A 24,676-nucleotide genomic window follows, 5' to 3' on the forward strand; every position below is an offset into this window, starting at 1 on the left:
ATTTACGCCATCAATAACAATGCCATGTGAACGTATTTATTTTATCTTTTCCTACGCGTTGCCCCTATTCATGCCAACAGGTTACGTCAGACGCGGGATAAGCCAGGCCCTGCACCACCGAATGGCTACAACCCGCATTGGGACTGGCCTGCAGACGGTGACGACAACAGCCCCCGCCACACAGGACCAGGAATAACGCTTAAGAGTTAGCATCAAGCGCAATGCGCTCGCCAATTTTGATGGGCCGAAACTGGTGCTGCTCTATTCCCGCCGCACTCAGAGCCAGATTTAATTGCTGCGGCGGTTCATCCAACGACTCATCGGCCAACTCAAAAACGCCCCAATGGATCGGAATGACCCGCGGCGCATTTAATTGTTGATACAGCGTCACCGACTGCTGCGGATCCATATGTTGTTCCTGCATGAACCAACGTGGTGCGTAGGCGCCAATCGGTAATGCCGCCACGTCAAACGGCCCTAAACGGGTGCCAATATCTGCCAGGCGATCCGAATAACCGCTGTCTCCGGAAAAATAGAAACGCAGCGCCGGATGATGAATCACCCAACCGCACCAGAGAGAGCGATTGCGGTCCCACAGGGTACGCATGCTCCAGTGACGCGCCGGCGTGCAATAGAAAGTCAAATCGCCCAACTGCAGGCTATCCCACCAGTCCAGCTCTTCTACCCGTTGCAGCCGGTAACGTCGGAACCAGTTTTTCAGCCCCAAGGGCACAATAAAGGTCGCGTGCGGAAAACGCCGTGCCAACTGCCGCACGGTGCGCCGATCGAGATGGTCATAGTGATTGTGGGAGATTAAAACCACGTCTACTGCCGGCAACTGTTGCACCGTCAACGGCGGCGGTGTTTTGCGCTTTGGGCCATAGAAACTCAGCGGCGATGCACGTTCAGACAATACCGGGTCGATCAGGATGTATCGGCCATCCAGGCGCAGCAGCATTGAGGCGTGCCCCAACCACCAAATGCTGTTATCGCTGCCGCCAAGGTCGGCACGTTGCCACCAGCGCTGGGTAAACTGCTGATAGCCCATCTGCGGAGGTTTGGGCAACCCCTGCTGTTTACGCTCATTCTGCCAGCGTTTCAAATCCCCATCCCGACGCTGCGAAGGCTCCGGGTTACGAAACCCCTGCGGGGTATGGTGCGTTTTGCCGGCATCATAGTAACGATTGGTTATCTTCAAATTGCTCTCCCGACCACTGCGGACACCCAACACGGGCAGGTGAATAACATAACAAGATACTCGATCGGCGTGCTTTGTGAACCGTGCTCACCTTGAGTGACCTTTTCGGGTATTGTGTTGTCACAGTCTCTGTGAGAATGCCAGGGCCGACTAGAGCCTGTTAAGCATCTCTTAAGATCCTTGTGATTTACTTATAGGACATTCAGAAAAGGAGAAGTTATGAGCCGTTCTACATCACGCAAGTCACGTGTTCGATTGGGCCGTATCCGTAGCGCGATGCTGGCACAGATGCAGTATTGGAAAATGTATGCCGCGATGAAACTGCGCCGGGTACGCGTACCGGCACCGCTGGTGCTGCTGCTGGGTGCGCTGGTGAGTTTCTTCATGCTGGGCGTACTGATGCTGAGCGTGGTGGCTATCGATGTCATCACCACCCTGTTCCTGCTGTGCAGGAAACTGTTGGGATTGGGCCGCGCCAACCCAGGCAATGCCTTTATGCCGCGCAGCTAATGGATGGAACGGAGGCGCCAGATAGCGCCTCCGTTAAAATTACCGCCGTACTTTAGTGCCTTTGCGGCGCGTCAGCATAAAACCAACCCACAACAGCAAGATCCACACCGGCATCAGTAATACCGAGATACGGATCCCCTCGCTGAAATACATAATCACCAGAATCAGGCTCAGGAACACCAGGCACAGATAGTTGCCGAAGGGGTACCACAAGGCCTTGAAGACCGGGATCACGCCCTGGCGGTTTTTCGCCGCGCGGAATCGCAGGTGTGCCAGACAAATCATCACCCAGTTAATCACCAGAGTGGACACCACCAGCGCCATCAGCAATTCAAACGCCTTACCGGGCATGACATAGTTGATCAATACGCCGATGGAGGTCACCAGCGCCGACAGCGCGATCGACAATACCGGGACACCACGCTTATTCACCCGGGTCAATGCCTTGGGCGCATTCCCCTGTGTCGCCAGCCCGAACAGCATACGGCTATTGGCATAGACCCCGCTGTTATACACCGACAGCGCTGCAGTCAGCACCACCACGTTCAGCAGGGTCGCCACCAGGTTGCTGTTCAACGCATGGAAAATCATCACGAACGGGCTGCCGCCTTCCACCACTTTGTGCCAGGGATAGAGTGAAAGCAGTACCGTCAACGAACCGATATAAAAAATCAGGATGCGGTACACCACCTGATTGGTGGCCTTGGGAATGCTGCGACGCGGATCGGCCGCTTCGGCGGCGGTAATACCCACCATCTCCAGCCCACCGAATGAGAACATGATCACCGCCATCGCCATCACCAACCCTTCGATGCCGTGTGGCATAAAGCCGCCCTGCTCCCACAGGTTGTTGATACTGGCTTGCGGACCGCCGTTGCCGCTGGCCAAAAGCCAGGCACCGAAAACAATCATGCCGACAATCGCCACCACCTTGATAATGGCAAACCAAAACTCGGTTTCGCCGTACAGCCGCACATTAACCAGGTTGATCAGATTTATCAGGACAAAGAATACCGCGGCGGAAACCCAGGTAGGGATGTCCGGCCACCAATATTGAATGTAGATGCCAACCGCGGTCAGTTCGGCCATGCCGACCAAAATGAACATCGCCCAGTAGTTCCAGCCGGAAAGAAAACCGGCAAAATCACCCCAGTATTTATAGGCAAAGTGGCTGAACGAACCCGCAACCGGCTCTTCAACCACCATCTCACCCAATTGCCGCATGATCAAAAAAGCGATAAAGCCGCCGATGGCATAGCCCAGCAGCACCGAAGGGCCAGCCATTTTAATGGTCTGTGCAATGCCGAGAAACAGGCCGGTACCAATGGCGCCGCCCAGGGCGATAAGTTGTATATGTCTGTTTTTTAAACCGCGTTTTAGCGGGGTATCCTGCTGCTGACCGCCCATCTTATCCTCATATGGCGTGGGATCCTGTCGCTTTTGCGCAAGATTTCGCCAATCAATAAATGTATCTGCGGGCGGCTTTTTAACACTTAACCCCGTGAGCATCAAGGAGTAGCGCCCCGGCAAGGATGGCCAGGGCGCTATTTTAGACTGGGAGTAACCCTATAGAGAGGAGGTTTTTAGCCGGACAGGCCGCACAACTTGGTCAGATTGCGCGCGCCAATCATCAGCGTAGCGACGTAGGACTGACGTCGCGTTACCACTTCGACCGCCACGCGATCGTTTTGATATTTTATCAGATAGGTTGACGGCCAGCCCTGTCGGCGCTGACCGAAGCTTTCGGCATGACGATCGATTGCCGCATGGGCAACCACCAGATGAGACAAGTTTTTATCACCTTTAATAATGCGCTTCATAAACAGGCTCCGCCAGAGACAAGTTCTGTTGTCATAAAAAGGGAAAGTCATCAGTAATTCTGGTGTTTCAACGTACCATTTCGTTAGTTTGCTGGCTCAGCAGGAAACAGATCATTGCCGCGCGCAGTGGGCTGCTGCAATCCGCCTGCCACTCGCCACGCTGGGTGCTCATGCGTGCCTGCCACTGCGAGCTATCGCTTTGAGTATCGGCATTCAGACTGATTTTATTGGCGCAGATAATCGGCCAGGCATCGGAGGGGTTCTTGCAATAATCTTTACCTTTCACGCCGCCGTAAGGATACCACTTGTCCGGGTTTTCTCCGGTGATCAGCGCAATGCTGCGGTTCACTTCGGCGTCGCTTTCTTCATACCATTTAATCATCGGCTTTATCCATCTTTCGTAGAGTTGGCGCTACATTACGACGCCAATACGACAGATTTATGACAATGGGATGGCTTTTCATATTATCTATACTAATGTTTTTCGGCGCAACGCGGGTGGCACTGCCACCCGGCAGAAAGTTTGATTAACGCTCGGGGATAAAACCTTTGAAATCCAGCGCCGGGCTGAGATCGTCATCGTCCGTTACGCTATCGCCGCGCGCGCTTTGCGCCAGGCTTTTCAATAACGCGGTTTGTTGACGCTGCTGCTCGGCAATTTCCTGCAGCAGGCGGATCTGCTCATTGGCTCGCACACTGGCGCGATTCACCAGGAACCAGATCCATAATCCCACCAACAATGCCAACACGGCGACAACCAGCGACACCAGGCTATTCGGACCAAAACCTAAATCGTACATGGACAACCCTATCTACTGCTAAAAACAGGCGGACATCTTAGCACTCCGGGCGCAGGCTCGAACATCCCGATAGAAAATTGTTACGCACCGCTACGCAACTCACCAGGGAACGAAACGGGTGACGGAGCAAACTCCCAACGCAAATGTGCCCCCCGCATCGCAATAGCTATCCAGCGCCAACAGATAAAAGAACAGGCAGGCAGCAAGGAAGGCTATTATCACGAGGATTTTTTTCCGCAACAAATTTAGCAGCCTCATTGTTATCTTGATAATTTGTTCCGAATGTATCACAGCCAACTTAAACGAACTTTAACCTGTCGTTTAGAAACCAGTGCCAGCACCACTTTTCAGATTGTTACCATTGCGGCCCGTTCTTCCGCATGGCTATATCGCAACGAAGATAAATAACAAGGAGTCACAATGGGTAAGCTGATTAAATGGGCGGTTCTGCTGGCGGTAGTTTATGGCGCGTTTTTGTTCTCGGGATATGGCGTATTGGTCGGCAGCAATAAAAACGTCGGGGGATTGGGATTGCAATGTAAATACATGACGGCACGCAACCTGGTGATTGCCCAGTATCTGCATGGTGACAACGGCCTGATTGGCGTTGCCGACTGCCCGCTGTTCAAGAAAGTCGAAACGGTGGTGGATTAATCACCACCGCCCAAACCGTCGCTCAGCGGCGGTTTCCCCTCAGTTGCGGGTAAACTTCATTTCAATCAGCGCGATCGCTTTTTCAATCGCCCGCCGGGTCACGGGATCGGCACCGGCTGGGTGAGTGGTAAAATCGATGTTTTTCAACTGGCTGGCCATCTTGTCCCGCACCTCGGTGGGTGCGATTACATCGATAACATCCAGGATCTGTTTGATCACCAATTGGCAGGCAACCAGGTCGGAAGCCAATTCCTGATCGTTGTTCAGCATGTCGGACATAATACCTTTCCTTCTTGATTCAGACGCCGCACACAATAGCATGCCGACTGGCGCTTTGCTGCTCCCTGGCCGTTTGCCGCTGAATTTTCAACGTTATTGCGCATTGGGCGTCAAAACACCCGGCTGAATTGACCTATACTTGGGGCTTGAGCGGCGCGCATTTCGGCGTATCCCTCAGCCACACCCAACAGGAGAAAGTTATGGCAAACCACAATGTGAAATCCTGGGCTACCGTGCGTGAGACTTCGGTTGAGATCGCCGAGGCCATTTTTGAACTGGCGAAAAATGACGAGGTTTTGGCACAAAAAATCTGGGAAGAAGGCAGTGACGAAGCGTTGCAAATGGCGTTTGCCAAAACCAGCGCCGACCAGCTGTACTGGGGCGAAGAAACCGTGGAGCGGAAAAACGTCTGATCGGCAAACGCTCGTCAATAAAAAGCCCGGGTCACTGATTGCCCAGGCTTTTTCGGTAGTCTGTCAGACCCCTTTTGGGGTCATGTTCTGCCCTGATTTCACGGCTCTTCACCTCCCACACCTTCCGCATTATTCATTCTCATCACCGGTGTCACCATAAAAGCGGCTACACCTACAATTACAACCAGAGTAATAATCACTGTCATTAACATGCGATCACCCCATCAACGCTGAATTGTCACGGCTGACTCTGCTTAGGCTGTTATTTTTTGCGACCTGACCCACTTCGGTAGCAGCGGCAGCGGGCAAGCCCAGATTAGCCGTTTTCCCTTCGGTCTGACAAGCCACCTGACAATGGTTTTTCCGAATAATTTCACCCGGGTGTCGGTGGCTTTTTTGTCCATGGCGGCAAGTTGTGTATACTTCAGCGCTATGTAGATCTCACACAGACGCACTGATGATACAAGAACACCACCTCTCATTGGTCTGCGCCCTCAGTAAATGGGTCGAAACTCACCTTGGAAGAGTGATCCATCTTGAAGAGCTGGCCGAATACTCCGGCTACTCTCTGTGGCACATGCAGAAGTTGTTCAAAGAAGCGACCGGGATTTCGCTGGGCAAGTACATCCGCGAACGCAGGCTGGCCGGTGCGGTTTACCAGTTGCGAAGCAGTGACGCCTCTATTTTCGACATCGCCCTCGATTTTGGTTTCGGCTCACAGTCACACTTCACTTATATGTTCAGAAAGCGCTTCGATATCACGCCTTATGATTTTCGTCAGGATTTAAGCGTGGATCTGCATATCGCTCCACCGCTGCACGTCATTCATCAAAAGACCGCCTGACCGACTTTCCCGCCGCCGCTAGCGGCGGGTTAATGCGTCCACAGTACCGCCACCAGGCCAATCAACGCGGGCAACGCCTGTACCCTGAGAATTTTACGGCTAGCCGTCAACCCGCCAAACACACCCGCCACCAGCACACAACCAAGGAAAAATAGCTGTATCGCAGGCTCGTCTCGCCAGACGCCCCATGCCAGTCCTGCCGCCAGAAAGCCGTTATACAGCCCCTGATTGGCCGCCAACACCCGCGTTGCCGCAGCAAACTCGGCGGTAGTGGCGAACACTCGTCTGCCGGTGGGCTTCTGCCAAAGGAACATTTCCAGGATCAGGATATACAGATGAATCGCGGCAATTAGCAGCACTATTATATTAGAAATAATTATCATTTTATTTTGCAGGGTTAATCAGGTATTAGGTTTAACAAGTATAACCACACTCTGAATATTGCGAATATTCAGACATAAAAAAACCCGCCAAGGCGGGTTTATTGCATAATCATTCAGAGTTAGTTAAGAACAACAACCAGCATCGCTGCGATCGAGATCCAAAAAGCCGCCGTTGCAATAACAACATGGGATAATCTTGCACGATAGAGTACTTGGCTCATAATGACCTCACAGGCTTCAGACTAGCGGTGGACAACATCACTTCTTGAGATTTATCTTAATCCACTGCTCCGACCTTTTATTTGCGCCAGATCACTATTTACCAGATAAACTATATTTACGCCCAAACATGGAATTTCGATCACATTATTTTAACGTTAATAGAGCGAAATGAATAAAACCATTAGTTTGTTATAGCCTGATGATATCAAACATCGCTCCAGGGCAGGCGGGGCGCGGCCATGCGCGGGCCGGAATAGCCTACAACATCGGGAAAACGCCTATTCCCCTGCTCCCAGTCATGCTGCGCACGGGCAATCTCCTGCTTGTTGTGCCCAACAAAATTCCACCAAATGAGAATCTCTTCGCTTAATGGAACTCCGCCGATTAATAACCCCCGGCTTCCTTTCTTGGCATGTAACCCGATACGGTTAAGATTCTTACCTAAATAGGCAAACTCATTGGGTGAAAAATTTTCATCATTAAGCTCAAATGCACCAATAAGGGGCAAAAAGCCTATTTCAAAATCTTCACGCAGGGGCAACTGCAAATAGCCGTCGGCCTGCCATTCCAGATCAATGGCGATTAATGGTGAAAGAGTAAACACCGGAGAGCGATATTGTTCAAACTCCCCCACCAACAAAGTCTGTTTGACCCCATCACTGACCCAACATGGCAAATCAGGATAATGATCAAAACGCGGCGCCAAATCGGCATGTTCGGCAGGCAAGGCGATCCATAATTGCGCGGCATGCAAACGCCGCTGTTCTCCGGTTGATTGCTCGGTATGCGTGATACCCTGCCCTGCGGTCATTAGATTGACCTGGCCGGGCCGTATAATCTGCTCACTGCCCAGGCTGTCACGGTGCAGCACTTCCCCTTCAATCATCCAGGTAAAGGTCTGCAGACCAATATGCGGGTGCGGGCCAACATCCATCCCCTGCGAAGAACCGCTGAAAACCGAGGGTCCGGCATGGTCGAGAAAGCACCAGGCACCCACGGTGCGCCGCTCACGGGTAGGCAAGGCACGATTAATCCCTATGCCGCCGACTTCGGCATTGCGTACGGCAATACGTTGGATCTGACGGACACCGTCAACCACGGGACAATCACGGGAAGATGAAGAATGAGTTGGGCGGGAATTGCTCATGATAAAACGCCTCCAGAACGTCACACAGGTGAGTGAGTAGCCGGATGCCAGCTTAGCATGAGCCGGCATCCAGAACGCAACCTGTGAGGCCCTGGCGCTAGGACGACTTGATATAGCAACCCTTTATATCGACCTCATCGCGCGCATGCTTCAGATCGGAGAAGTAAGTCACACCAAAGAGTATTGATACCACTAACAACACGGAAACCAGCAAGCCGATAACGGCCAACAGTTTGGTTTCATCGTGGAGATTGTGCTCCATTTTATCCCCTGTATTGAAAGACGTCATGTCAGCCACAGCGTGACTGACAGCGTAAAGATGATCAGGGAGCAAGACGCTATCGCCAGCACAATGACAGCAAATTGCGCATCTCCCAAAGTTTCACGGTAGTTTTTATCTTGTGAGGTATTACGTTGTTGTTTCACAGAATCTATCTTAACTCATCACGCGTTAACGTTTTTGTGAGGGGTGATTGATAAAAGCCCGTCATTGCGGGTTTATCAGATTCCGCGCCAATACCGCTCAGACCTCAAGAGTGGCAAGACGCTATCAATTTTCCTGCCGAGGGTCAACATTGGCTCAGAACTGAGATAGCGTAGAACCTATAGCATTCGAAAATCTTATTACTACTAGAAGATAATTAGCCTAAGTTATACTAAATAAAATAAAAAAGCCCGACCAAAGATCGGGCCAGGCATAGGCTGTCGTTGTTACTCAGGGATACGCAGTACCTGCCCCGGATAGATTTTGTCCGGGCTGGACAACATTGGCTTGTTCGCTTCGAAAATCTTGTTGTACAGATTGGCGTTGCCATACACTTCTTTCGAAACTGCGCTCAGGGTGTCGCCCTTTTTCACGGTATAGAAGCGGCTTTCTGCAGCAGCCTGTTCAACCGACACCTTGTCTTCCACACCGCTGATGCCGGCGACATTCCCTACGGCCACCAGGATTTTCTCTTTCAGCTCCTGGCTGACTGCGTCCCCGGTCACCACCGCTTTACCGTCAACCACCTGCACATCAACCTTGTCGATACCCGGCAAACCGGTTTTATTGAGGTGATCCTTCAGCTTGGCGCTTTGGTCTTCAGCAGTGGCATTGCCGGTCACTGTGTCCCACAGTTTTTCGCCCGCTTCTTTGACGAAGTTAAACAAACCCATATTCACTCCTTTCGATGGTTACAATGTTGCATTGACTTAAGGCTAGTTAAGCTTAGCACTGCAAGAGGGATATTCCATTGGCCCTGAGGTATTAAGCGGTTAGAGTAATCCGAAAGTGCCATCCTGGGTTGCCAATCGGCCCGGTTGCAGCAAGCCCGAGATGAAACAATCGCCGACTTTACCTACAATAAGGTTATGGAAGAGTCGATGAAGGACATGAGACGCGATGTACGCCTTGGTGATGTTTGTCTGTTATCTGGATGGTGGCTGCGCCGATATCGTGGTTGACGTACTGCGCGATGAACGCCAGTGCCTGATCAGCATGAAAGAACAGAACCTGCGCCATGCCGGTTGTTTTCCGTTTGAAGATTTTATCGATGGTTTCTGGTTACCTGCCAACGAATATGCCCCGATGTAAGAGGTCGGACAACTTTTCCGCTATTCTCCTTTGAGGAATTTCCTAATTCATCGGAAAATCGGTATACCGACGATGTTTTATGCCGCCAGTTTGCTAAATTGCCTCACCCGAACGATATGGAGACGGTGTCATGCCCGTATCTACCCTCTCAAACGAACATTATGAAGCCCTGCTACGCGACGTCAGCCTGGTGGTCGGCGGCGCAGTGATCCAGCTGATCAATCTCAATAAAAAAATTTCCGGTAATAATATTCTGGCCCATTTGGTGAACGAGATTGAGCATGAGACCAATCAACAGCGCTCTGCCACATTGCGCTCGGCCATTGAAGTGATGGGGCAAGCCCCCAGAGGATAGTGGCTCCCATAAAAGAAAAGGCAGAGCTAGCGCTCTGCCTCATTACCCTTTGATCCCGACACAGGAGAAGGTAATAGCGTTGAAACTTAGAAACGATAGGTCAGGTTCACTGCCACGATATCGTCGGTGCTCAGTTTCAGCTTGTTATCGTCGTTCAACTGGTTGATTTTATAGTCAACATAGGTGTACATGTTTTTGTTGAAGTAGTAAGTCGCACCCACTTCCACGTATTTCACCAGATCGACGTCGCCAATCCCTTCGATATCCTTGCCTTTGGACTGCACGTAGGCCAGAGATGGACGCAGACCGTTTTCAAACTGGTACTGAGCCACAACTTCGAAGTTCTGCGTTTTGTTGGCGAAGCCGGAAATGCCGTTGCCGCTGATTGGCGTCATGTTACGCGTATCGGCGTACATGGCGGCCAGGTAAACCTGGTTGGCGTCATACTTAATTGCCGTGGTCCAGGCTGTTGCGCTGTCGCCTTTACCGTACTCGGATTCTTTCTGCTTGCTGGTGCGGTTGGAGTCAGAGAATGCCGCCGCTACGCCGATGCCGGAACCGCCGATGTCCTGATAATCCAGGGACATGCCGTAACCGTCGCCGTTTTGCTTGCTCACGGCACGACCGTCACCATCGTTTTTACCCTGGTACTGCAACGCCAGGTTCAGGCCTTCCACCAGACCGAAGAAATCACGGTTACGGTAGGTTGCCAGACCGTTGGAACGTGCGGTCATGTAGTTATCGGTGTAGCTGTAGGAGTCACCGCCGAATTCCGGCAGCATGTCGGTGTAAGCTTCTGCGTCGTACACTACGCCGTAGTTACGACCGTAATCGAATGAACCGTAGTCAGCAAACTTCAGACCGGCAAAGCCCAGACGGGTTTTGGTGCCCGCGGTACCCTGTCCTTCGTCGTGGTTGGCCTGGACGTTGTATTCCCACTGGCCGTACCCGGTCAGTTGATCATTGATTTGCGTTTCGCCTTTAAAACCCAAACGGACATAAGTCTTGTCGCCGTCTTCGGATTTATCATCGCTGAAAACATGTTTGGCCGCTACACGACCATAGAGGTCGAGTTTATTGCCATCTTTATTATAAATTTCAGCCGCGTTGGCAAAGGAGGTGATTGCCCCGAGGGCAATAGCTAAGGCTAATACACTGCGTTTCATCATTTATTTTCCTAGATATTATAATTTTTAATTCCTGCCCATCACGCCCAATTTATGGTTTGGGCTGTGATCTTTATCATTTAGTGTTTTATGAGCGCCCCTAATTAAGGAGCCATGTGACATTAGCATCATGAATCCCAACTTCAAATAAAAAAGTTCATAAAACACCGTGGATAAAGCATGTTTATTTGTAAGTAAATATTACAATCAGCGCGCCAATCAAACCATTGATTATCATTGAAATTTACTACATAAGTTATAACCAATTTGGTGCAATGCACTAATTTGGTGCAGCTTGGTTTCTTTTTTGTATGCTTTCCATTCGATTCATAAATACCATGAAACTTAGCAGGGTTATGAATAACGTTACTTATTTCACATTTTTATCTGAGTAAAGTCATTGAGCTGATTTAGGGCTGTTACCCCGATTTAAGGCAAGCTTTTACCGATTCGAATAATTAATTCGATTCAAATCACCAAAAATTACAATGGGAGAGAGGCAAGGATAAAAAAGGAAAAAACAAATCGCAGAATATAACCCAGAGGAAATAAGAGAAATAAGTAGCATTATATACCGAGGTTATTTGAGGTTGCAGCCAACATCGCTACAACCTTAAATAGCATAAGAATAAAACCGCCTTATGAGGCGTTCTTTCAATATAGCGTGCTGCGCGGCGCTTCAACCAGCACCATGCCGGCACGCAACCCAAGCGCTACCCCTGGGTTAGGGAACAATATCCATTCGCTGACATGCTGAACCCGGTACTCTTCGCCAGGTTGGTCACACAGCAGCGTTCCCTGCTTCAGCTCGGTAAAGTTGGCGGTATCATCACTGAGATGCAACCTGAACTCTTCACTACGCTTAATCAGCGAACGTTCAACGCGGAATATTCGCAGTTCACTTCCTGACCGCAACGGCAAAGTCTCCCCGCTCACCGCCGCCTGCAATGCACGGTTAATGGCGGCAAACTGCTGCAGATCGTTCGCGCCGAACGGTCGCGCCTTACCCAGCTCCAGCGTGCAGCTGGCGGCGCCGGCATGTTCGCTGGTGAAATGGCTGAAGGTACCGCCCGGTGCGCTGTGGATCACCAATGCATCCAAATCGGCTGCGTCCAGCAAGGCCAGCATCTCTGCACTGTAAGGTCGCGTCTGGAAAGGCAGAATACCAAAGCGCGGCAGACGCGAATCACGGATTGCCGTATGCAGATCATAATGGAAACGTGCAGCGCCCTCATCGGCGAAAAACTCCGCGATAACCTGCTCCAGCTGCTGCGCCCGCGCGGTTTCACCGCTGTGGTCAAAATCGCGGTAGCGTCCGCCAAACATCCGGTTCATGTCACTGTGCAGATAACGCTTTCCGGCACGCATCGCCGCCGGATTACCCAGCACCACCAGCAGCCGAACCGCCAAGGGACGATCGCCGTTGAGCAGGTCTTTGACCAACTGATTCAACAGCTCAATAGGGGCGGTTTCATTGCCGTGGATACCCGCAGAAAGTACCACCGCCTGACGGTAACCTGGCTTCGGGGTCATTTCCAGCAGGCCTTCCGTCAGCCAACGCCAGTGCAAATTCGCATTTTCGCCCTGTTGCTCAGCGGGAACCTGCCCCGCCAGCGTCAGGGCCAACAAATCAAACATGGTGGCTCCGTCTATTGTTGGAAAGGATAAACCGAACCCAACCCGAGGATGGTTGTCAGGGAGTCCAGCGCTTCACGCCCTTCACGCAACAGTTGCGGGTCGGCCAGGTCATTTTGCGTCAGGCGATCGCGGTAATAGCGATCGACCCATTCATTGAGCGTGACGAACAGGCTATCGTTCATCATCACGCGCGGATTAACCGCCCGCAGCTCCTGCTCATTCAGTGCCACACGCAGCCGCAAACAGGCAGGCCCGCCACCGTTGCGCATGCTCTCACGCAGATCGAATACCTTGATTTCATCAATAGGCCCGCCGCTGGCCACCATCTCGCTCAGGTAACTCCAGACGCCGCTGTGCTGGCGCGACTCTTCGGGTACCACGATCATCATCTTGCCGTTTGGCTTGGTCAGGATCTGGCTGTTAAACAGGTAGGTTGCCACCGCATCCGCCACGGAAACCCGCGTCGTCGGCACCTCAATCGCCACCAGTTCGCTGTCCAGCGTCGCCATCTTGCCACGCACTTCATCCAGCGCCTGTTGCTGCCGATAAAAAGCCTGCTGATGATGGAACAGCACGTTCTGGTTGCTGACGGCAATTACGTCGTTATGGAACACGCCCTGATCGATCACCTCCGGATTCTGCTGCACAAACACCGTGTGCTGCTCATCCAACTGGTGCAGACGGGCAATGGCCTCCCCGGCTTCACGCGTCTGGCGCGCCGGATAACGCGTTGGGGCAATTTTGCCACCAAACTCCTGACGGCCGTAAACAAACATCTGTACGCTGCGCTTGCCGTAGTCGCCACCCAGGCGGTTGTGGTTAGCCGCACCTTCGTCACCAAACAGCGCCACCTGCGGCAAAGCCTCATGATGGGCGAAATGGCGGGGATCGTTAAACATCGCTCGCAGTACGCCAGAGGTGGTTTCAGCCTCAATCGCACGATGGAATTTATTGTTCAGATTGGCGGCAGTAAAATGCACCTTGCCATCAGCACTGTCCGCGGAAGGCGATACCGTGGCCGCATTGGCGGTCCACATGCAGGAAGCCGAACTGAGCGCGGACAGCAGGCGCGGGGATTGCTGCATCGCCTGCGCCAACACGGTTTCATCGCTGCCGCTGAAGCCCAGTTTACGTAACATCGGCACATGCGGGCGTTCCTGCGGCGGTAAAACCCCCTGCTGGAAACCGAGATCGGCCAACGCCTTCATCTTCAGCAAGCCTTGCTTGGCCGCCAGTTTCGGGTTCGACACGCTATTTTGGTGCTGGGTCGAAGCCTCATTACCAAATGACAATCCGGCGTAGTGATGCGTCAGGCCCACCAGACCATCGAAATTGACTTCATATCCTGACATGCTGTTCTCCTGATCTTGTAGGGGCGCTGCATGCTGCGCCCCTACAGTAACAACGCTGTGGCTTGAAAAGCGGCGGCTAAAACTTAATTAAATGACAGTCCTGGTGACAGGCTGGCCGGCAACGTCAAACTTTCGCTTTCCAGCGACGCCATTGGCCAGGCGCAATAATCCGCCGCGTAGTAGGCGCTTGGACGATGGTTGCCGGAGGCCCCCACACCGCCGAACGGTGCCGCACTGGAAGCCCCGGTCAACGGCTTGTTCCAGTTGACGATACCGGCGCGCGCTTCCAGCAACAGGTGGTCAAAGCGCTCACGCTGCGGCGATACCAGACCGACCGACAGGCCATAGCGCGTCTGGTTGGCGATACGCACGGCTTCATCAAAGTCGTTATAGCGAATGATGGTCGTCAGTGGGCCAAAGTACTCTTCGTCCGGCACGTCACGCACGCCAGTCACGTCAATAATGCCGGGGCTGAGCAACGCGCTGCCACTTTCCAGGCGCTGCATGGTCAGCAAGGCTTTGCCGCCCAGCGACAGCAGGTGATGTTGTGCCGCCAGCATTTTTTCTGCCGCCGCGGAAGAGATCACCCCGCCCATAAACGGCTGGGGTTCAGCGTCCCAACGCCCAATACGCAACGCACTGGCTACCTGCACCAAACGCTCGATAAAGGCATCGCCCTCGCTGCCGCGTTTCACCAGAATACGGCGCGAACAGGTGCAGCGCTGCCCGGCGGAAATAAACGCCGACTGGATCGCCAGGTTGACCGCCGCATCGCAGTCTTCAATCTGGTCAACAATCAGCGCGTTGTTGCCGCCCATTTCCAAGGCCAGAATTTTCTCAGGCTGCCCCGCCAACTGACGATGCAGGTGATAACCGGTGCCAGCGCTGCCGGTAAACAGCAGACCGTCGATATCGGTGCTGGCGGCCAGCGCCTCGCCGGTTTCACGTCCGCCCTGCACCATATTAATCACCCCGTCAGGCAAACCGGCCTGCTGCCATAGTTTCAGGGTTTCCTCGGCAGTCTGCGGCGTCAGCTCACTCGGCTTGAATACCACCGTGTTACCCGCCAGCAAGGCAGGTACGATGTGCCCATTGGGTAAATGGCCGGGGAAGTTGTAAGGCCCAAACACCGCCAGCACGCCGTGTGGCCGGTGGCGCAGCACCGAAGCCCCGTCTGCCATCGCGGTCTGGCTAACGCCGGTACGCACCTGATAAGCCTGCAGGGAAATCGCCACTTTGCCGATCATCGCCTGGACTTCGGTCAGCGTTTCCCAACGGGGTTTGCTGGTTTCACGGCTGATGGTGGCCGCCAAATGCGACTTGTGCTCTTCCAACAGCGCAGCAAAACGTTTTACCAACTGTTCGCGTTGTTCAAACGGCGTGCGCGCCCAGGCCGGGAATGCGGCACGAGCGGCTTCACAAGCGGCGGCCACATCGCTGCCGTCGGCGGCGTTAGCCTGCCACAGCGGCTGATTGTCGACCGGATCGGTTTTGCTGAATTCAGCACCACGGCCCTGCTGCCAGGCGCCATTAATAAACAGTGCAGGATGTGACATTACGCTTTCTCCTGTGCAATAAGGGGGATAACCCGCACCGGGCTGCCTTGCTCAACGCCCAGCGCCGCAGCGGTGGCCGCATTGAGGTGCAGACGATCGTCATACAGATCGGCATTGACCAGCAGTGCGCGGTAATTTTGATAATGATCGTTAGCCACCAGATGAACCGGCGCATCGGCGCGCATCGGCGTTTCATCCAGCACCACTTTCACCAGGCGGCTCTGCTTGACCGCACGGATATGATCGATTTCCGCTTCCAGCGTCGGGCCACCGTCGAAGATATCGACATAGCCCTGATAACGCAGGCCTTCCGACTCCAGTACCCGGCGCGCCGGTACCGTCTGCGGATGCACTTCGCCAATCACTTTTTGCGCGTCTTCGGCCAGGAAATCGACATACAGCGGGTGCTTTGGCATCAGTTCGGCAATAAACGCCTTCTGACCGGTGCCGCTCAGGTAGTCCGCCTTGGCGAACTCGATGGAAAAGAAATGATTGCCAACGCTCTCCCAGAATGGGGAACGACCCTCTTCATCGGAGAAGCCACGCATTTCGGCAATCAGACGCTCAGAGAAACGCTCACGGAAAGCGGCAATAAACAGAAAACGCACCTTCGACAGCAGCTTACCGTTTTCGCCGTGACGGTAGTCCGGATCGAGGAACAGCGTGCACAGTTCGGAATGGCCGGTGTGATCGTTGCTGAGGAACAGCGTCGGCACCGATTTATACACATTCAACTGCTTGGAGGCATGCACCTGGGTGCCAACGCGGAAGCTATACCAGGGTTCGGTCAGGCCCACGGCCACTTCAATAGCGCAAACCCCGACCGCCTGTTGGCGCTCCGTGTCTTCCAGCACAAACAGATAACACTGCTCACCACGCGGAAGTTCGCCTTGCCAGGTTTTTAACGCCCGCTCAATGCGTGCCAGCAAGGTATCTTCGTCTTGCGGCAGGGAAGTGAGACCGATGCCGGATTTACCGGCGAGCGTCAGTAAATCAGCCAAATCGCGACGCTCTATAGGGCGAATAATCATCATAATGCGAACCTCTTCTTAAGCAGGCTGCGCAGGTGAAGGCGCAGCCCGTGTGTTAGCTGCAAATCCGCGCCACGGCTCGCGCGAATCGCGCCAGCCCCTCTTTCACATCCTGCTCAGGAATGATCAGCGAAGGAGTGAAACGCACCACATCCGGGCCGGCGATCAGGGCAATCACGCCCTCTTCGTTGGCCAGTTGGGTGATCTGTTTCGCTTTACCGGCATAATCCTGGGTCAACTGACAGCCAATCAACAGGCCACCACCGCGGATTTCAGAGAAAATCGGGTATTGCTGGTTAATCTTGTTCAGGCCGTCGAGGAACCACTGGTGACGTTGTTTAACCCCATCCAGCACTTCCGGCGTGTTGATGATTGAGAACACCGCCCCCGCTACCGCCGTCGCCAGCGGGTTGCCGCCGTAGGTGGTGCCGTGGGTACCCACGCCCAGGGTTTTAGCCAGTTCGTCAGTGGTCAGCATGGCGCCGATTGGGAAGCCGCAACCCAGCGCTTTCGCCGTAGTCAGCACGTCAGGCACCACGCCGTATTGCGTATAGGCGTACAGCTCGCCGGTACGGCCCATGCCGGTTTGCACTTCATCGAAAATCAGCACGGCGTCGTGGCGGTCACACAACTCACGCAGCCCCTGCAAGAAGGCCGGATCGGCCGGCAACACGCCGCCTTCGCCCTGAATCGGCTCGACGATCACTGCGCAGGTGTGGTCGTTGATCACTTCGGCGGCGGCCGCCAGATCGTTAAACGGCGTGTGGGTGATACCGCCCGGCAACGGGGCGAAATCTTTGGAGTACTTCGGCTGGCCGCCGGCAGAGACGGTAAACAGCGTGCGGCCGTGGAAGGCGTTGTTAAATGCCACAATCTGATTCTTGCTGCTGTTGCCCTGGTCCAGCGCACGTTTACGTGCCAGCTTCAGTGCCGCTTCGTTGGCTTCCGCCCCGGAGTTACAGAAAAACACCTTGTCGGCAAAGGTGGCGTCAATCAGCTGTTTGGCCAAACGCAGTACCGGCTCATTGGTGTAGCCGTTGCCCAGATGCCACAGTTTGCCCGCCTGCTCCACCAATGCTGCCGTCACCACCGGGTGAGCATGGCCCAACGCGTTGACCGCGATACCGCCGGCAAAATCGATGTAAGACTTACCCTGTTGATCCCAGACCTGCGAACCTTCTCCCCGTACCAGAATAAAATCAGCGGGGGCGTAAACCGGGACCATCCAGTCGTCGAAAGACTGGCGGGTAACTGCGATTGGCTGTTCCATAATGACCTCATAACTTCAGCAAAGACTGAATTTTGACTGTAAGGGCCGCTCCAGCCCGAATGTTCCGTAACAAAACAACAAAAACTGCGCCGTGGGTTCGACTTTTCGACCGGTGATAACTCTGCCTTTCACCGTCTATTCAGAAACAAATCTGTTACATCAAACGCGTTTTTCGCTATTTATGCCGGGTATCGGGTCCTGTAACGGGGAATAAATGTTAACGAGCAGTTAAAATACATGCCGTTTGATAAAGAGTGTAGAGCAGCTATCGTGCCAAACTGGGATTTTTGGCGGATTTTGCGTTTTTTTACGCTAAAACAACGGCTTACAATGCATACTTATTCAATAAATATGCATTGGTAATGAATAATTGGAAAAATAAGGCTAAAAATCATCGTTGGCCGCGAAATCCTATTCAATTACAAAAAACTTCAATAATTCTGATCGCGCTCGCAAAAATAATTTGGCCCGATCTGCGCCCGATCACACTTTCGCCCCACTTCGGTGCAATGAACGCACCAAACACGGGCAAACCCGCGTCAGATCAGGCTCTGCGTGACGCCAGGTGAACCATCATCGGGCGTCTCTGCGGGCAACTTCCGCGCCAGATCTCATATTTGTTAACTTACCGAACAATTTGTTGACAGTCTGGGGACACGATAATAGGTTAATTTCAATGGAACACGTGTTCCATGATGAAAAAACACACACCACATCGACTGCACAGCATCGGGGTTATCATGGCTCATTTCTGCTTGCGTACTAACCATAGGATCACCGGGGCCGCACTGGCCGTGCTGTTGGCCCTGCCCGTTTCCGCCAGCGCCAACACCAGCATTACCTTCGCCAACTATTTGCCGAATGATTACATCAACAAGGTGATTAAAGACTTTGAGGCGGCACATCCGGACATCCAGGTGCAGTCGATCAAATGCGGCTTCGCCGACTGCCATCAAAAGCTGACGACCGCGCTGGCCGTCGGCCAGGGGGCCGCCGATATTTTCAGCGTCAGCACCATCAAGCTGGGCAGTTTTGCCAATTCCGGTGGCCTGAACAACCTGAGCGCCCCACCGTTCAGCATCGATAGCCAGGGCTGGCAGTTTGATCCTTCGATGATCAGCCTGGCGAAGGGCAACGACGGCAATATCTATGGTGTGCCCTACGACACCGGGCCGGTGGTCATGATCTACCGTAACGACATGGTGCAGAAGGCGGGGATGAAGATTGAAGACATCACCCAAAGCTGGGACAGCTTTATCGCCTTCGGGGAAAAACTGAAAAAAGAGCAAGGCGCCTACCTGCTCCCGGCCGCCACCAGTTTGATCAACCCGCTGGTGGTGGGCATGAACAGTGAACCGGGCAAGCCGGTATACACCAAAGACGGCAAACCCAATCTTGATTCACCGCAGATCAAACAGCTAATGACGGTGATTAAAACGCTGTATGACAAAGGGCTGGCGGCCTCACTCGACGGCTCAACCAACTCGCAGGAATACATCAAGCTCTACCGCCAGGGGAAACTGTTCGCCGATATCGACGGCCCGTGGGACGAAGGCCGTATTGAACAGGAATTGGATCCGGACGGCGCCAAGGCCGGCCTGTGGCGCGTGACCGGCGTGCCGGGCAATATCAAGGTCAATGCCGGCGGCACCACGCTGGTGATCCCGAAACAGAGCAAAAACGCCCAGGCGGCCTGGCAGTTCATTCAGTACTTTATGCAGCGTGACGTAGTGATCGATGCGGCGAAAACCGCCGGTACCCTGCCTGCCCGTCTCGACGTGTATAACGCGCCCTACTTTGACACACCGAGCAGCATTCTCGGCGGTCAGCATTCGATGCGCTACTACGCCAGCCTGGTGCCAGATCTGAAACCGGTCGCCTCATCGCCGGAAGACAATATCGCCAACGAAATTCTTAACGAAGCGGCGAAGAAAATCCTGGTGCAGCATCAGGACATCGACAGCACCCTGCGCGATGCCAACAAGCTGCTCGAGCGGCGGATGCGCGCACTATAATCCCCTCTCCCCTGGGAGAGGGCTAGGGTGAGGGGGAAACACTAATAACCTTCCCCCTCTCCTCCAGAAAGAGGCGATATTCAGTCAGGCCTTTCGGCCACCCATGTTTCGTTTTCCGTCGGTTCGGGGAGTCTATGCGTAAGCGATTTTTCAAAGGGCTGCTGCACGATCACCGCACCGCCTACCTGCTGCTGCTGCCGTTTATGCTGCTGTTCGCGGTGTTCAACGCCTTCCCGATCTTCTTCTCGGCGTTTTTGTCATTTCAGTCGTGGAACCCGGTCAAAGGGCTCAGTTCGATGAAGTTTGTCGGACTGGATAACTTTTACTATGCCTTCACCGACGATGCCTTCTGGGTGTCGCTGGTCAACACCATCAAAATTACGCTGGTGTCCGGCCTGTGCCAGCACCTGTTCGCCATCACCCTGGCCTACTCATTGCTGCACATCATCGTGCGCGGCAGACGCTTTTTGAAGGCGGCGATCTTCCTGCCCTACATCACCTCGTCCGTCGCCGTCAGCCTGATTGTGTTTAACCTGTTCTCCCCGGTCGGCATGGTTAACGAACTGCTCAGCGGGCTAGCCACCAAACTGCACCTCGCGACCTTGGCAGCGGCGTTGCCCATCAACTTCTTTGACAGTGACTGGATCCGCTTCACCATCGCCAATCAGGTGACCTGGAAGTTTACCGGCATCAATACGGTGATCTACATGACCGGTCTGGCGTCGATCTCACCGGACCTGTACGAAGCGATCGAACTGGACGGTGCCGGCCGCTGGCAAAAATTTCGTTATATCGCCCTGCCGCTGTTGGCGCCCTTTATCTTCTTCGCCACCTTGATGACGCTGATCGGCAATATGCAATTGTTCAATGAACCGATGATCCTCACGCAAGGCACCGGCGGCGTCGACAACAGCGGCCTGACGGTATCGATGTACGTGTACAAAACCGGTTGGTCCTATCTGGACATGGGTACCGCTTCGGCGATCTCCTGGATCCTGTTCCTGTTGATTGCCGTGGTCAGCGCCCTGGTGTTCTGGGGCTTTGGCAAGCGTGGAGGATTGAATAATGAACGCTAACGGCCGCCGTTTTGACACCGGCAAGCTGGTGATTTACCTGCTGGTCTCACTGTTTGCTTCGCTGTCATTATTCCCGTTCTATTGGTCGGCCTTGCTGGCGACGCAGGACACCCGCAGCATCATGGGCATGTCGCTGCGCTTCGGTAGCCACCTGCTGGAAAACTACCAAGGGCTGGAACAGCAAGTCCCCTTCACCCATGCGCTGCTCAATACCCTGTATGTCACCGCCATGGCCACGCTGACCAGCGTGCTGGTTTCCGCCGCTGCGGGCTACGCCTTCAGCGTTTATCAGTTCAAAGGCAAAAAGGTCCTGTTCACTACCCTGATGCTGACCATGATGGTGCCCAGCGTGGTCAACCTGGTGCCCTATTTCTTCGTGATCAAAAGCGTCGGCCTGCTGGATCAGTTCGCCGCCGTCTGGCTGCCCGCCGGGGTCAACATCTTCGGCATTTTCCTGGTACGTCAGTACGTCAGCTCCTCACTGCCCAGTGAAATTCTCGACAGTGCGCGCATGGATGGCCTGAACGAACTGCAAATCTTCCTGCGTATCGGCCTGCCGCTAATGCGTCCGGCGCTGCTAACGGTGGCGATCGTGGTGGTGGTCGATACCTGGAACAACTTTATGCTGCCGCTGGTGGCGTTGCAGTCGCCGGACAAACAAATTCTCCAGTTGGTGCTGCGCAGCCTGAGCGGCGCCACTGCCACGCCGTGGAACCTGGTGATGACCGGCAGTTTCCTGGCGATCGTGCCGCTGTTGATCGCCTTTATCTTCTCGTCCAAACAAATGATGGAAAGCCTCACCCGTGGGGCGGTCAAAGGGTAACTTATGCAATCAATCGATATTTACCGCGCTAACGGCGCGAGCGAGCGTCAACAAGTGATCCTGTTTGCCGCCGCAGAAGACCAACTGCCTGCCACATTGCAAAATGCCGGTCTGCAACGGGCGGCCGTCGGCGTACTTTATCCACTGGGTGACAGCCGTTTTGCGTTCAACATCGGCACGCCGCTGACCCCTGCCGCGCTTCAGGATGCCGGTGCGGCGATCGCCGCCGGGCAAAAAGACTACGGGCTGCAACAGCTCCGCCTGACGCTGGCCCCGGAATTGCCGGCTGATGCCGAGAATTGGCGCTGGTTACTGTTCGGCCTGCGTTTAGGGGCTTACCGCTATCAGCATCACGCCAGCGCGACGCTCACCGATCCCACCCTGCCACTGGCTAGCCAGGACGCGGCCACCCAGGCCCTGTGCGACTGGGCCAATCTGCATGCCGAAGGCGTGATCGCCGGTCGCGAACTGATGAATAAACCGGCCAATATTCTCTATCCGGAGAGCTTTGTAGAAGCGGTAGCACAGTTGCCCTTCCGTCATCTTCGCCAGGAGGTATTGGGGGATGAACAAATGGCGGAGCTGGGCTTTGGCGGCCTGCTCGGGGTCGGCCAGGGCAGCGCCCGTGCGTCGCAGTTGCTGATCCTCGATCACCACCCGGCCAATGCCCGCCACACGCTGGCACTGGTCGGCAAAGGCGTTACCTTCGACAGCGGCGGCATCAGTATCAAAGGCGCGGCACGCATGAGCACCATGAAGTTCGATATGGGCGGTGCCGCCGCGGTGGTAGGCGCCATGCGCATTATCGACGCACTGCAATTACCCATCCGCGTCATTGGCCTGTGCGGGCTGGTGGAAAACATGCCCTCCTCCCGCGCCCAACGCCCCGGTGACGTTGTCACTATGCACAACGGTAAATCGGTGGAGATCATTTCCACCGACGCCGAAGGCCGCATGGTGCTGGCGGACGTGATCAGCTATGCCCAGCAACGGTTCCAGCCGGATTATCTGCTGGATATCGCGACCCTGACCGGCGGCGCCGGCGTGGCGCTGGGCAAGGAATATGCCGCCATGATGGGCAACGACGAAGCTTTTCTGGCGCAGGTCACCCAGGCGGGCCAGGTCAGCGCAGAACCGGTGTGGCCGATGCCGCACGGCGGCTGGTATCGCGGCGTGCTGAAGTCTGAATTTGCCGACTACCGCCACGGCGGTGAAGATCCACACGGCAGCCCGTGCGTGGCGGCGACCTTTATCAGCGAATTCGTACAACCGGGTCAACGCTGGGTGCATCTGGACATCGCCGCCATGTCGACCGATATGCCGCACCGCAAACTGTATGCCAACGGCGCGTCCTCATTCGGCGTGCTGCTGCTGGCACGGCTGAGTTCCCTGCTTGCCGAAACGGAGCACTAATGGCTTACGTAGAATTGCTTGATATCAACAAACGCTATGACAACGGCTATCAGGCCGCCAGCAACGTTAATCTGCAGGTGGAAAAAGGCGAATTTGTGGTGCTGCTCGGCCCATCGGGCTGCGGCAAATCCACCACCCTGCGGATGATCGCCGGGCTGGAAACCCTGTCTTCCGGCGAATTACGCATCGACGGCGAACGCATGAACGAAGTACTGCCCAAATACCGTGATATCGCCATGGTGTTCCAGAGCTATGCGCTGTATCCGCACATGACGGTGTACGACAACATGGCGCTGTCGCTGAAAATCAAAGGCATGGCCAAAGCGGAGATCGCCGGCCAGATTGCCGCCGTCGCCGAAATGCTGCACCTGAGCGAGTTTCTACAGGTTAAACCCGGGCAGCTCTCCGGTGGCCAACGCCAACGGGTGGCGCTCGGCCGGGCGATCGTCCGGCGGCCGAAGGTGTTTCTGTTTGATGAACCGCTGTCCAACCTCGACGCCAAGCTGCGCAACCGCATGCGTCAGGAACTGTCGGCGCTGCACAAGGCGATTGGTGCCACCATTATCTACGTCACCCACGATCAGGTGGAAGCAATGACCATGGCGGACAAAGTGGTGATCATGAACCAGGGCAAAGTACAGCAAATCGGCACGCCGCTGGATCTCTACCACCGTCCGGTTAATCGTTTTGTCGCCGAGTTTATCGGCTCACCGCAAATGAATCTGTTTGAGGTACAGGTCCAGGTTCAGGGAGAGAGGATTGTGCTGCAGGGCGATTCGGGCCTGGTGCTGCCGCTGGCCACCGCGGATTTCCCGGCGTTGGCTCAGCAACAGGGGGCCTGGCTGACGCTGGGCTGCCGTCCGGAAGCCTGCCGTATCAGCGAACCGCTGGCAGAACCGCATCTGACCGGGACGCTGGTATACAGTGAAAATCTGGGGGCCGAAAGCAATCTGTTCGTGCAAGGCGACAACGGCGCGCAATACATCGTGAAACAGCATTCTCAGTTGCAGCAGTCACAGGGGCAACCGCTGGCGGTGACGCTGGATACCAGCGCACTGCACTTTTTTGACTCACAAACCGGCGAACGACTGGCACCGCAGGGGGAAACGGTGTTACCGAGCGGCATTCTGTGAGA

The 24,676-nt window shown here is 54.4% G+C and carries 29 protein-coding genes; 11 read left to right on the forward strand and 18 right to left on the reverse strand.

Annotation, left to right across the window (positions count from 1 at the left end):
• Positions 1–199 precede the first annotated feature (199 nt).
• A complete protein-coding gene (locus ACNT1W_RS16395; protein WP_012145546.1) occupies positions 200–1,198 on the reverse strand; it encodes an MBL fold metallo-hydrolase in 999 nt (332 codons plus the stop codon).
• A 219-nt stretch (positions 1,199–1,417) separates the two neighbouring features.
• Here ACNT1W_RS16395 and ACNT1W_RS16400 point away from each other — a divergent pair, with 219 nt between their 5' ends.
• Positions 1,418–1,708 carry a hypothetical protein gene (locus ACNT1W_RS16400; RefSeq protein ID WP_012145547.1) on the forward strand — a complete coding sequence of 97 codons (291 nt, stop codon included), beginning with the start codon at positions 1,418–1,420 and terminating at the stop codon, positions 1,706–1,708.
• Positions 1,709–1,747: 39 nt separating this feature from the next.
• Here the strand turns inward: ACNT1W_RS16400 and ACNT1W_RS16405 are convergent, their stop codons facing one another.
• From ACNT1W_RS16405 to mgrB, 5 genes are all read right to left on the reverse strand, one after another.
• The gene (locus tag ACNT1W_RS16405; protein ID WP_112362313.1) at positions 1,748–3,115 is read right to left on the reverse strand and encodes an amino acid permease; all 1,368 of its coding nucleotides are present in this window, start codon (positions 3,113–3,115) and stop codon (positions 1,748–1,750) included.
• A gap of 176 nt (positions 3,116–3,291) precedes the next feature.
• Positions 3,292–3,528, reverse strand: a complete 237-nt coding sequence (locus ACNT1W_RS16410) for a DUF4060 family protein (RefSeq protein ID WP_012145549.1) — start codon at positions 3,526–3,528, stop codon at positions 3,292–3,294.
• 67 nt (positions 3,529–3,595) lie between these two features.
• Positions 3,596–3,910, reverse strand: a complete 315-nt coding sequence (locus tag ACNT1W_RS16415) for a phage protein NinX family protein (protein ID WP_012145550.1) — start codon at positions 3,908–3,910, stop codon at positions 3,596–3,598.
• A 145-nt stretch (positions 3,911–4,055) separates the two neighbouring features.
• Positions 4,056–4,328 (reverse strand): YebO family protein, encoded by a 273-nt coding sequence (locus tag ACNT1W_RS16420; protein WP_135344212.1) that lies wholly within the window; start codon positions 4,326–4,328, stop codon positions 4,056–4,058.
• A 99-nt stretch (positions 4,329–4,427) separates the two neighbouring features.
• Positions 4,428–4,586, reverse strand: a complete 159-nt coding sequence (mgrB, locus tag ACNT1W_RS16425) for a PhoP/PhoQ regulator MgrB (protein ID WP_071593022.1) — start codon at positions 4,584–4,586, stop codon at positions 4,428–4,430.
• A 162-nt stretch (positions 4,587–4,748) separates the two neighbouring features.
• Here mgrB and ACNT1W_RS16430 point away from each other — a divergent pair, with 162 nt between their 5' ends.
• A complete protein-coding gene (locus tag ACNT1W_RS16430; protein WP_012145553.1) occupies positions 4,749–4,982 on the forward strand; it encodes a YobH family protein in 234 nt (77 codons plus the stop codon).
• Between the two features lie 39 nt (positions 4,983–5,021).
• On the opposite strand, the gene ACNT1W_RS16435 is transcribed toward ACNT1W_RS16430, so the two are convergent.
• Positions 5,022–5,261, reverse strand: coding sequence for a DUF2766 domain-containing protein (locus ACNT1W_RS16435; RefSeq protein ID WP_261109105.1), 240 nt, complete (start codon positions 5,259–5,261; stop codon positions 5,022–5,024).
• 200 nt (positions 5,262–5,461) lie between these two features.
• Here ACNT1W_RS16435 and ACNT1W_RS16440 point away from each other — a divergent pair, with 200 nt between their 5' ends.
• Together ACNT1W_RS16440 and ACNT1W_RS16445 are read left to right on the forward strand one after the other, a co-directional pair.
• Entirely contained in the window at positions 5,462–5,674 is a 213-nt protein-coding gene (locus tag ACNT1W_RS16440) for a YccJ family protein (RefSeq protein WP_012145555.1), read from the forward strand.
• 457 nt (positions 5,675–6,131) lie between these two features.
• A complete protein-coding gene (locus tag ACNT1W_RS16445) occupies positions 6,132–6,518 on the forward strand; it encodes a helix-turn-helix domain-containing protein (RefSeq protein WP_012145556.1) in 387 nt (128 codons plus the stop codon).
• A gap of 29 nt (positions 6,519–6,547) precedes the next feature.
• Here ACNT1W_RS16445 and ACNT1W_RS16450 read toward each other — a convergent pair whose 3' ends face one another.
• The 5 genes from ACNT1W_RS16450 to lysM all read right to left on the reverse strand — a co-directional run bounded on the left by ACNT1W_RS16450 (position 6,548) and on the right by lysM (position 9,428).
• Positions 6,548–6,901 (reverse strand): DUF1304 domain-containing protein, encoded by a 354-nt coding sequence (locus ACNT1W_RS16450; protein ID WP_112362314.1) that lies wholly within the window; start codon positions 6,899–6,901, stop codon positions 6,548–6,550.
• Between the two features lie 427 nt (positions 6,902–7,328).
• Positions 7,329–8,270, reverse strand: a complete 942-nt coding sequence (locus ACNT1W_RS16455) for a pirin family protein (protein ID WP_419246875.1) — start codon at positions 8,268–8,270, stop codon at positions 7,329–7,331.
• Positions 8,271–8,367: 97 nt separating this feature from the next.
• Entirely contained in the window at positions 8,368–8,532 is a 165-nt protein-coding gene (locus tag ACNT1W_RS16460) for a hypothetical protein (RefSeq protein ID WP_017893125.1), read from the reverse strand.
• 23 nt (positions 8,533–8,555) lie between these two features.
• Positions 8,556–8,696: a hypothetical protein gene (locus tag ACNT1W_RS16465; RefSeq protein ID WP_165366775.1), complete on the reverse strand. Its 141-nt coding sequence runs from the start codon at positions 8,694–8,696 to the stop codon at positions 8,556–8,558.
• 285 nt (positions 8,697–8,981) lie between these two features.
• Positions 8,982–9,428, reverse strand: a complete 447-nt coding sequence (gene lysM / locus ACNT1W_RS16470; RefSeq protein ID WP_012145559.1) for a peptidoglycan-binding protein LysM — start codon at positions 9,426–9,428, stop codon at positions 8,982–8,984.
• A 226-nt stretch (positions 9,429–9,654) separates the two neighbouring features.
• Between lysM and ACNT1W_RS16475 the strand changes: the two genes are divergently transcribed.
• Together ACNT1W_RS16475 and ACNT1W_RS16480 are read left to right on the forward strand one after the other, a co-directional pair.
• Entirely contained in the window at positions 9,655–9,846 is a 192-nt protein-coding gene (locus tag ACNT1W_RS16475; protein WP_012145560.1) for a YebW family protein, read from the forward strand.
• Positions 9,847–9,976: 130 nt separating this feature from the next.
• Positions 9,977–10,201: a biofilm development regulator YmgB/AriR family protein gene (locus ACNT1W_RS16480; RefSeq protein ID WP_112362316.1), complete on the forward strand. Its 225-nt coding sequence runs from the start codon at positions 9,977–9,979 to the stop codon at positions 10,199–10,201.
• 86 nt (positions 10,202–10,287) lie between these two features.
• On the opposite strand, the gene ompC is transcribed toward ACNT1W_RS16480, so the two are convergent.
• The 6 genes from ompC to ACNT1W_RS16510 all read right to left on the reverse strand — a co-directional run bounded on the left by ompC (position 10,288) and on the right by ACNT1W_RS16510 (position 18,214).
• On the reverse strand, positions 10,288–11,370 hold the full coding sequence (gene ompC, locus ACNT1W_RS16485; RefSeq protein WP_012145562.1) for a porin OmpC: 1,083 nt from the start codon (positions 11,368–11,370) through the stop codon (positions 10,288–10,290).
• 651 nt (positions 11,371–12,021) lie between these two features.
• Positions 12,022–13,005: a succinylglutamate desuccinylase gene (astE, locus tag ACNT1W_RS16490; RefSeq protein ID WP_419245854.1), complete on the reverse strand. Its 984-nt coding sequence runs from the start codon at positions 13,003–13,005 to the stop codon at positions 12,022–12,024.
• Positions 13,006–13,016: 11 nt separating this feature from the next.
• The gene (astB, locus tag ACNT1W_RS16495) at positions 13,017–14,357 is read right to left on the reverse strand and encodes an N-succinylarginine dihydrolase (RefSeq protein ID WP_419245855.1); all 1,341 of its coding nucleotides are present in this window, start codon (positions 14,355–14,357) and stop codon (positions 13,017–13,019) included.
• Positions 14,358–14,440: 83 nt separating this feature from the next.
• Positions 14,441–15,913, reverse strand: coding sequence for a succinylglutamate-semialdehyde dehydrogenase (gene astD / locus ACNT1W_RS16500; protein ID WP_012145565.1), 1,473 nt, complete (start codon positions 15,911–15,913; stop codon positions 14,441–14,443).
• Entirely contained in the window at positions 15,913–16,947 is a 1,035-nt protein-coding gene (gene astA, locus ACNT1W_RS16505; RefSeq protein ID WP_012145566.1) for an arginine N-succinyltransferase, read from the reverse strand. Before astA ends, astD begins: the two co-directional genes overlap by 1 nt.
• A 52-nt stretch (positions 16,948–16,999) precedes the next feature.
• Complete coding sequence (locus ACNT1W_RS16510; RefSeq protein WP_012145567.1) at positions 17,000–18,214, reverse strand: aspartate aminotransferase family protein; 1,215 nt, start codon at positions 18,212–18,214, stop codon at positions 17,000–17,002.
• 692 nt (positions 18,215–18,906) lie between these two features.
• Between ACNT1W_RS16510 and ACNT1W_RS16515 the strand changes: the two genes are divergently transcribed.
• From ACNT1W_RS16515 to ACNT1W_RS16535, 5 genes are all read left to right on the forward strand, one after another.
• On the forward strand, positions 18,907–20,229 hold the full coding sequence (locus tag ACNT1W_RS16515; RefSeq protein ID WP_112364475.1) for an ABC transporter substrate-binding protein: 1,323 nt from the start codon (positions 18,907–18,909) through the stop codon (positions 20,227–20,229).
• 134 nt (positions 20,230–20,363) lie between these two features.
• Positions 20,364–21,305 (forward strand): carbohydrate ABC transporter permease, encoded by a 942-nt coding sequence (locus ACNT1W_RS16520; protein WP_017893132.1) that lies wholly within the window; start codon positions 20,364–20,366, stop codon positions 21,303–21,305.
• Entirely contained in the window at positions 21,295–22,128 is an 834-nt protein-coding gene (locus ACNT1W_RS16525) for a carbohydrate ABC transporter permease (protein WP_012145570.1), read from the forward strand. The genes ACNT1W_RS16520 and ACNT1W_RS16525 overlap by 11 nt, the downstream gene beginning before the upstream one ends.
• Before the next feature lie 3 nt (positions 22,129–22,131).
• Positions 22,132–23,541 carry a leucyl aminopeptidase family protein gene (locus tag ACNT1W_RS16530; protein ID WP_419245856.1) on the forward strand — a complete coding sequence of 470 codons (1,410 nt, stop codon included), beginning with the start codon at positions 22,132–22,134 and terminating at the stop codon, positions 23,539–23,541.
• Positions 23,541–24,674 carry an ABC transporter ATP-binding protein gene (locus ACNT1W_RS16535; protein WP_017893134.1) on the forward strand — a complete coding sequence of 378 codons (1,134 nt, stop codon included), beginning with the start codon at positions 23,541–23,543 and terminating at the stop codon, positions 24,672–24,674. The genes ACNT1W_RS16530 and ACNT1W_RS16535 overlap by 1 nt, the downstream gene beginning before the upstream one ends.
• Positions 24,675–24,676: the final 2 nt, after the last annotated feature.

It is taken from the genome of Serratia sp. NFX21 (assembly GCF_048517035.1).
In the GTDB taxonomy this organism is placed as follows: domain Bacteria; phylum Pseudomonadota; class Gammaproteobacteria; order Enterobacterales; family Enterobacteriaceae; genus Serratia; species Serratia quinivorans.

Coding starts and splice junctions, on each gene's coding strand:
- ACNT1W_RS16400 (WP_012145547.1), top strand. CDS start 1,418: ATGAGCCGTTCTACATCACGCAAGTCACGTGTTCGATTGGGCCGTATC.
- ACNT1W_RS16405 (WP_112362313.1), bottom strand. CDS start 3,115: ATGGGCGGTCAGCAGCAGGATACCCCGCTAAAACGCGGTTTAAAAAAC.
- ACNT1W_RS16410 (WP_012145549.1), bottom strand. CDS start 3,528: ATGAAGCGCATTATTAAAGGTGATAAAAACTTGTCTCATCTGGTGGTT.
- ACNT1W_RS16415 (WP_012145550.1), bottom strand. CDS start 3,910: ATGATTAAATGGTATGAAGAAAGCGACGCCGAAGTGAACCGCAGCATT.
- ACNT1W_RS16420 (WP_135344212.1), bottom strand. CDS start 4,328: ATGTACGATTTAGGTTTTGGTCCGAATAGCCTGGTGTCGCTGGTTGTC.
- mgrB (WP_071593022.1), bottom strand. CDS start 4,586: ATGAGGCTGCTAAATTTGTTGCGGAAAAAAATCCTCGTGATAATAGCC.
- ACNT1W_RS16430 (WP_012145553.1), top strand. CDS start 4,749: ATGGGTAAGCTGATTAAATGGGCGGTTCTGCTGGCGGTAGTTTATGGC.
- ACNT1W_RS16435 (WP_261109105.1), bottom strand. CDS start 5,261: ATGTCCGACATGCTGAACAACGATCAGGAATTGGCTTCCGACCTGGTT.
- ACNT1W_RS16440 (WP_012145555.1), top strand. CDS start 5,462: ATGGCAAACCACAATGTGAAATCCTGGGCTACCGTGCGTGAGACTTCG.
- ACNT1W_RS16445 (WP_012145556.1), top strand. CDS start 6,132: ATGATACAAGAACACCACCTCTCATTGGTCTGCGCCCTCAGTAAATGG.
- ACNT1W_RS16450 (WP_112362314.1), bottom strand. CDS start 6,901: ATGATAATTATTTCTAATATAATAGTGCTGCTAATTGCCGCGATTCAT.
- ACNT1W_RS16455 (WP_419246875.1), bottom strand. CDS start 8,270: ATGAGCAATTCCCGCCCAACTCATTCTTCATCTTCCCGTGATTGTCCC.
- ACNT1W_RS16460 (WP_017893125.1), bottom strand. CDS start 8,532: ATGGAGCACAATCTCCACGATGAAACCAAACTGTTGGCCGTTATCGGC.
- lysM (WP_012145559.1), bottom strand. CDS start 9,428: ATGGGTTTGTTTAACTTCGTCAAAGAAGCGGGCGAAAAACTGTGGGAC.
- ACNT1W_RS16475 (WP_012145560.1), top strand. CDS start 9,655: ATGTACGCCTTGGTGATGTTTGTCTGTTATCTGGATGGTGGCTGCGCC.
- ACNT1W_RS16480 (WP_112362316.1), top strand. CDS start 9,977: ATGCCCGTATCTACCCTCTCAAACGAACATTATGAAGCCCTGCTACGC.
- ompC (WP_012145562.1), bottom strand. CDS start 11,370: ATGATGAAACGCAGTGTATTAGCCTTAGCTATTGCCCTCGGGGCAATC.
- astE (WP_419245854.1), bottom strand. CDS start 13,005: ATGTTTGATTTGTTGGCCCTGACGCTGGCGGGGCAGGTTCCCGCTGAG.
- astB (WP_419245855.1), bottom strand. CDS start 14,357: ATGTCAGGATATGAAGTCAATTTCGATGGTCTGGTGGGCCTGACGCAT.
- astD (WP_012145565.1), bottom strand. CDS start 15,913: ATGTCACATCCTGCACTGTTTATTAATGGCGCCTGGCAGCAGGGCCGT.
- astA (WP_012145566.1), bottom strand. CDS start 16,947: ATGATGATTATTCGCCCTATAGAGCGTCGCGATTTGGCTGATTTACTG.
- ACNT1W_RS16510 (WP_012145567.1), bottom strand. CDS start 18,214: ATGGAACAGCCAATCGCAGTTACCCGCCAGTCTTTCGACGACTGGATG.
- ACNT1W_RS16515 (WP_112364475.1), top strand. CDS start 18,907: ATGATGAAAAAACACACACCACATCGACTGCACAGCATCGGGGTTATC.
- ACNT1W_RS16520 (WP_017893132.1), top strand. CDS start 20,364: ATGCGTAAGCGATTTTTCAAAGGGCTGCTGCACGATCACCGCACCGCC.
- ACNT1W_RS16525 (WP_012145570.1), top strand. CDS start 21,295: ATGAACGCTAACGGCCGCCGTTTTGACACCGGCAAGCTGGTGATTTAC.
- ACNT1W_RS16530 (WP_419245856.1), top strand. CDS start 22,132: ATGCAATCAATCGATATTTACCGCGCTAACGGCGCGAGCGAGCGTCAA.
- ACNT1W_RS16535 (WP_017893134.1), top strand. CDS start 23,541: ATGGCTTACGTAGAATTGCTTGATATCAACAAACGCTATGACAACGGC.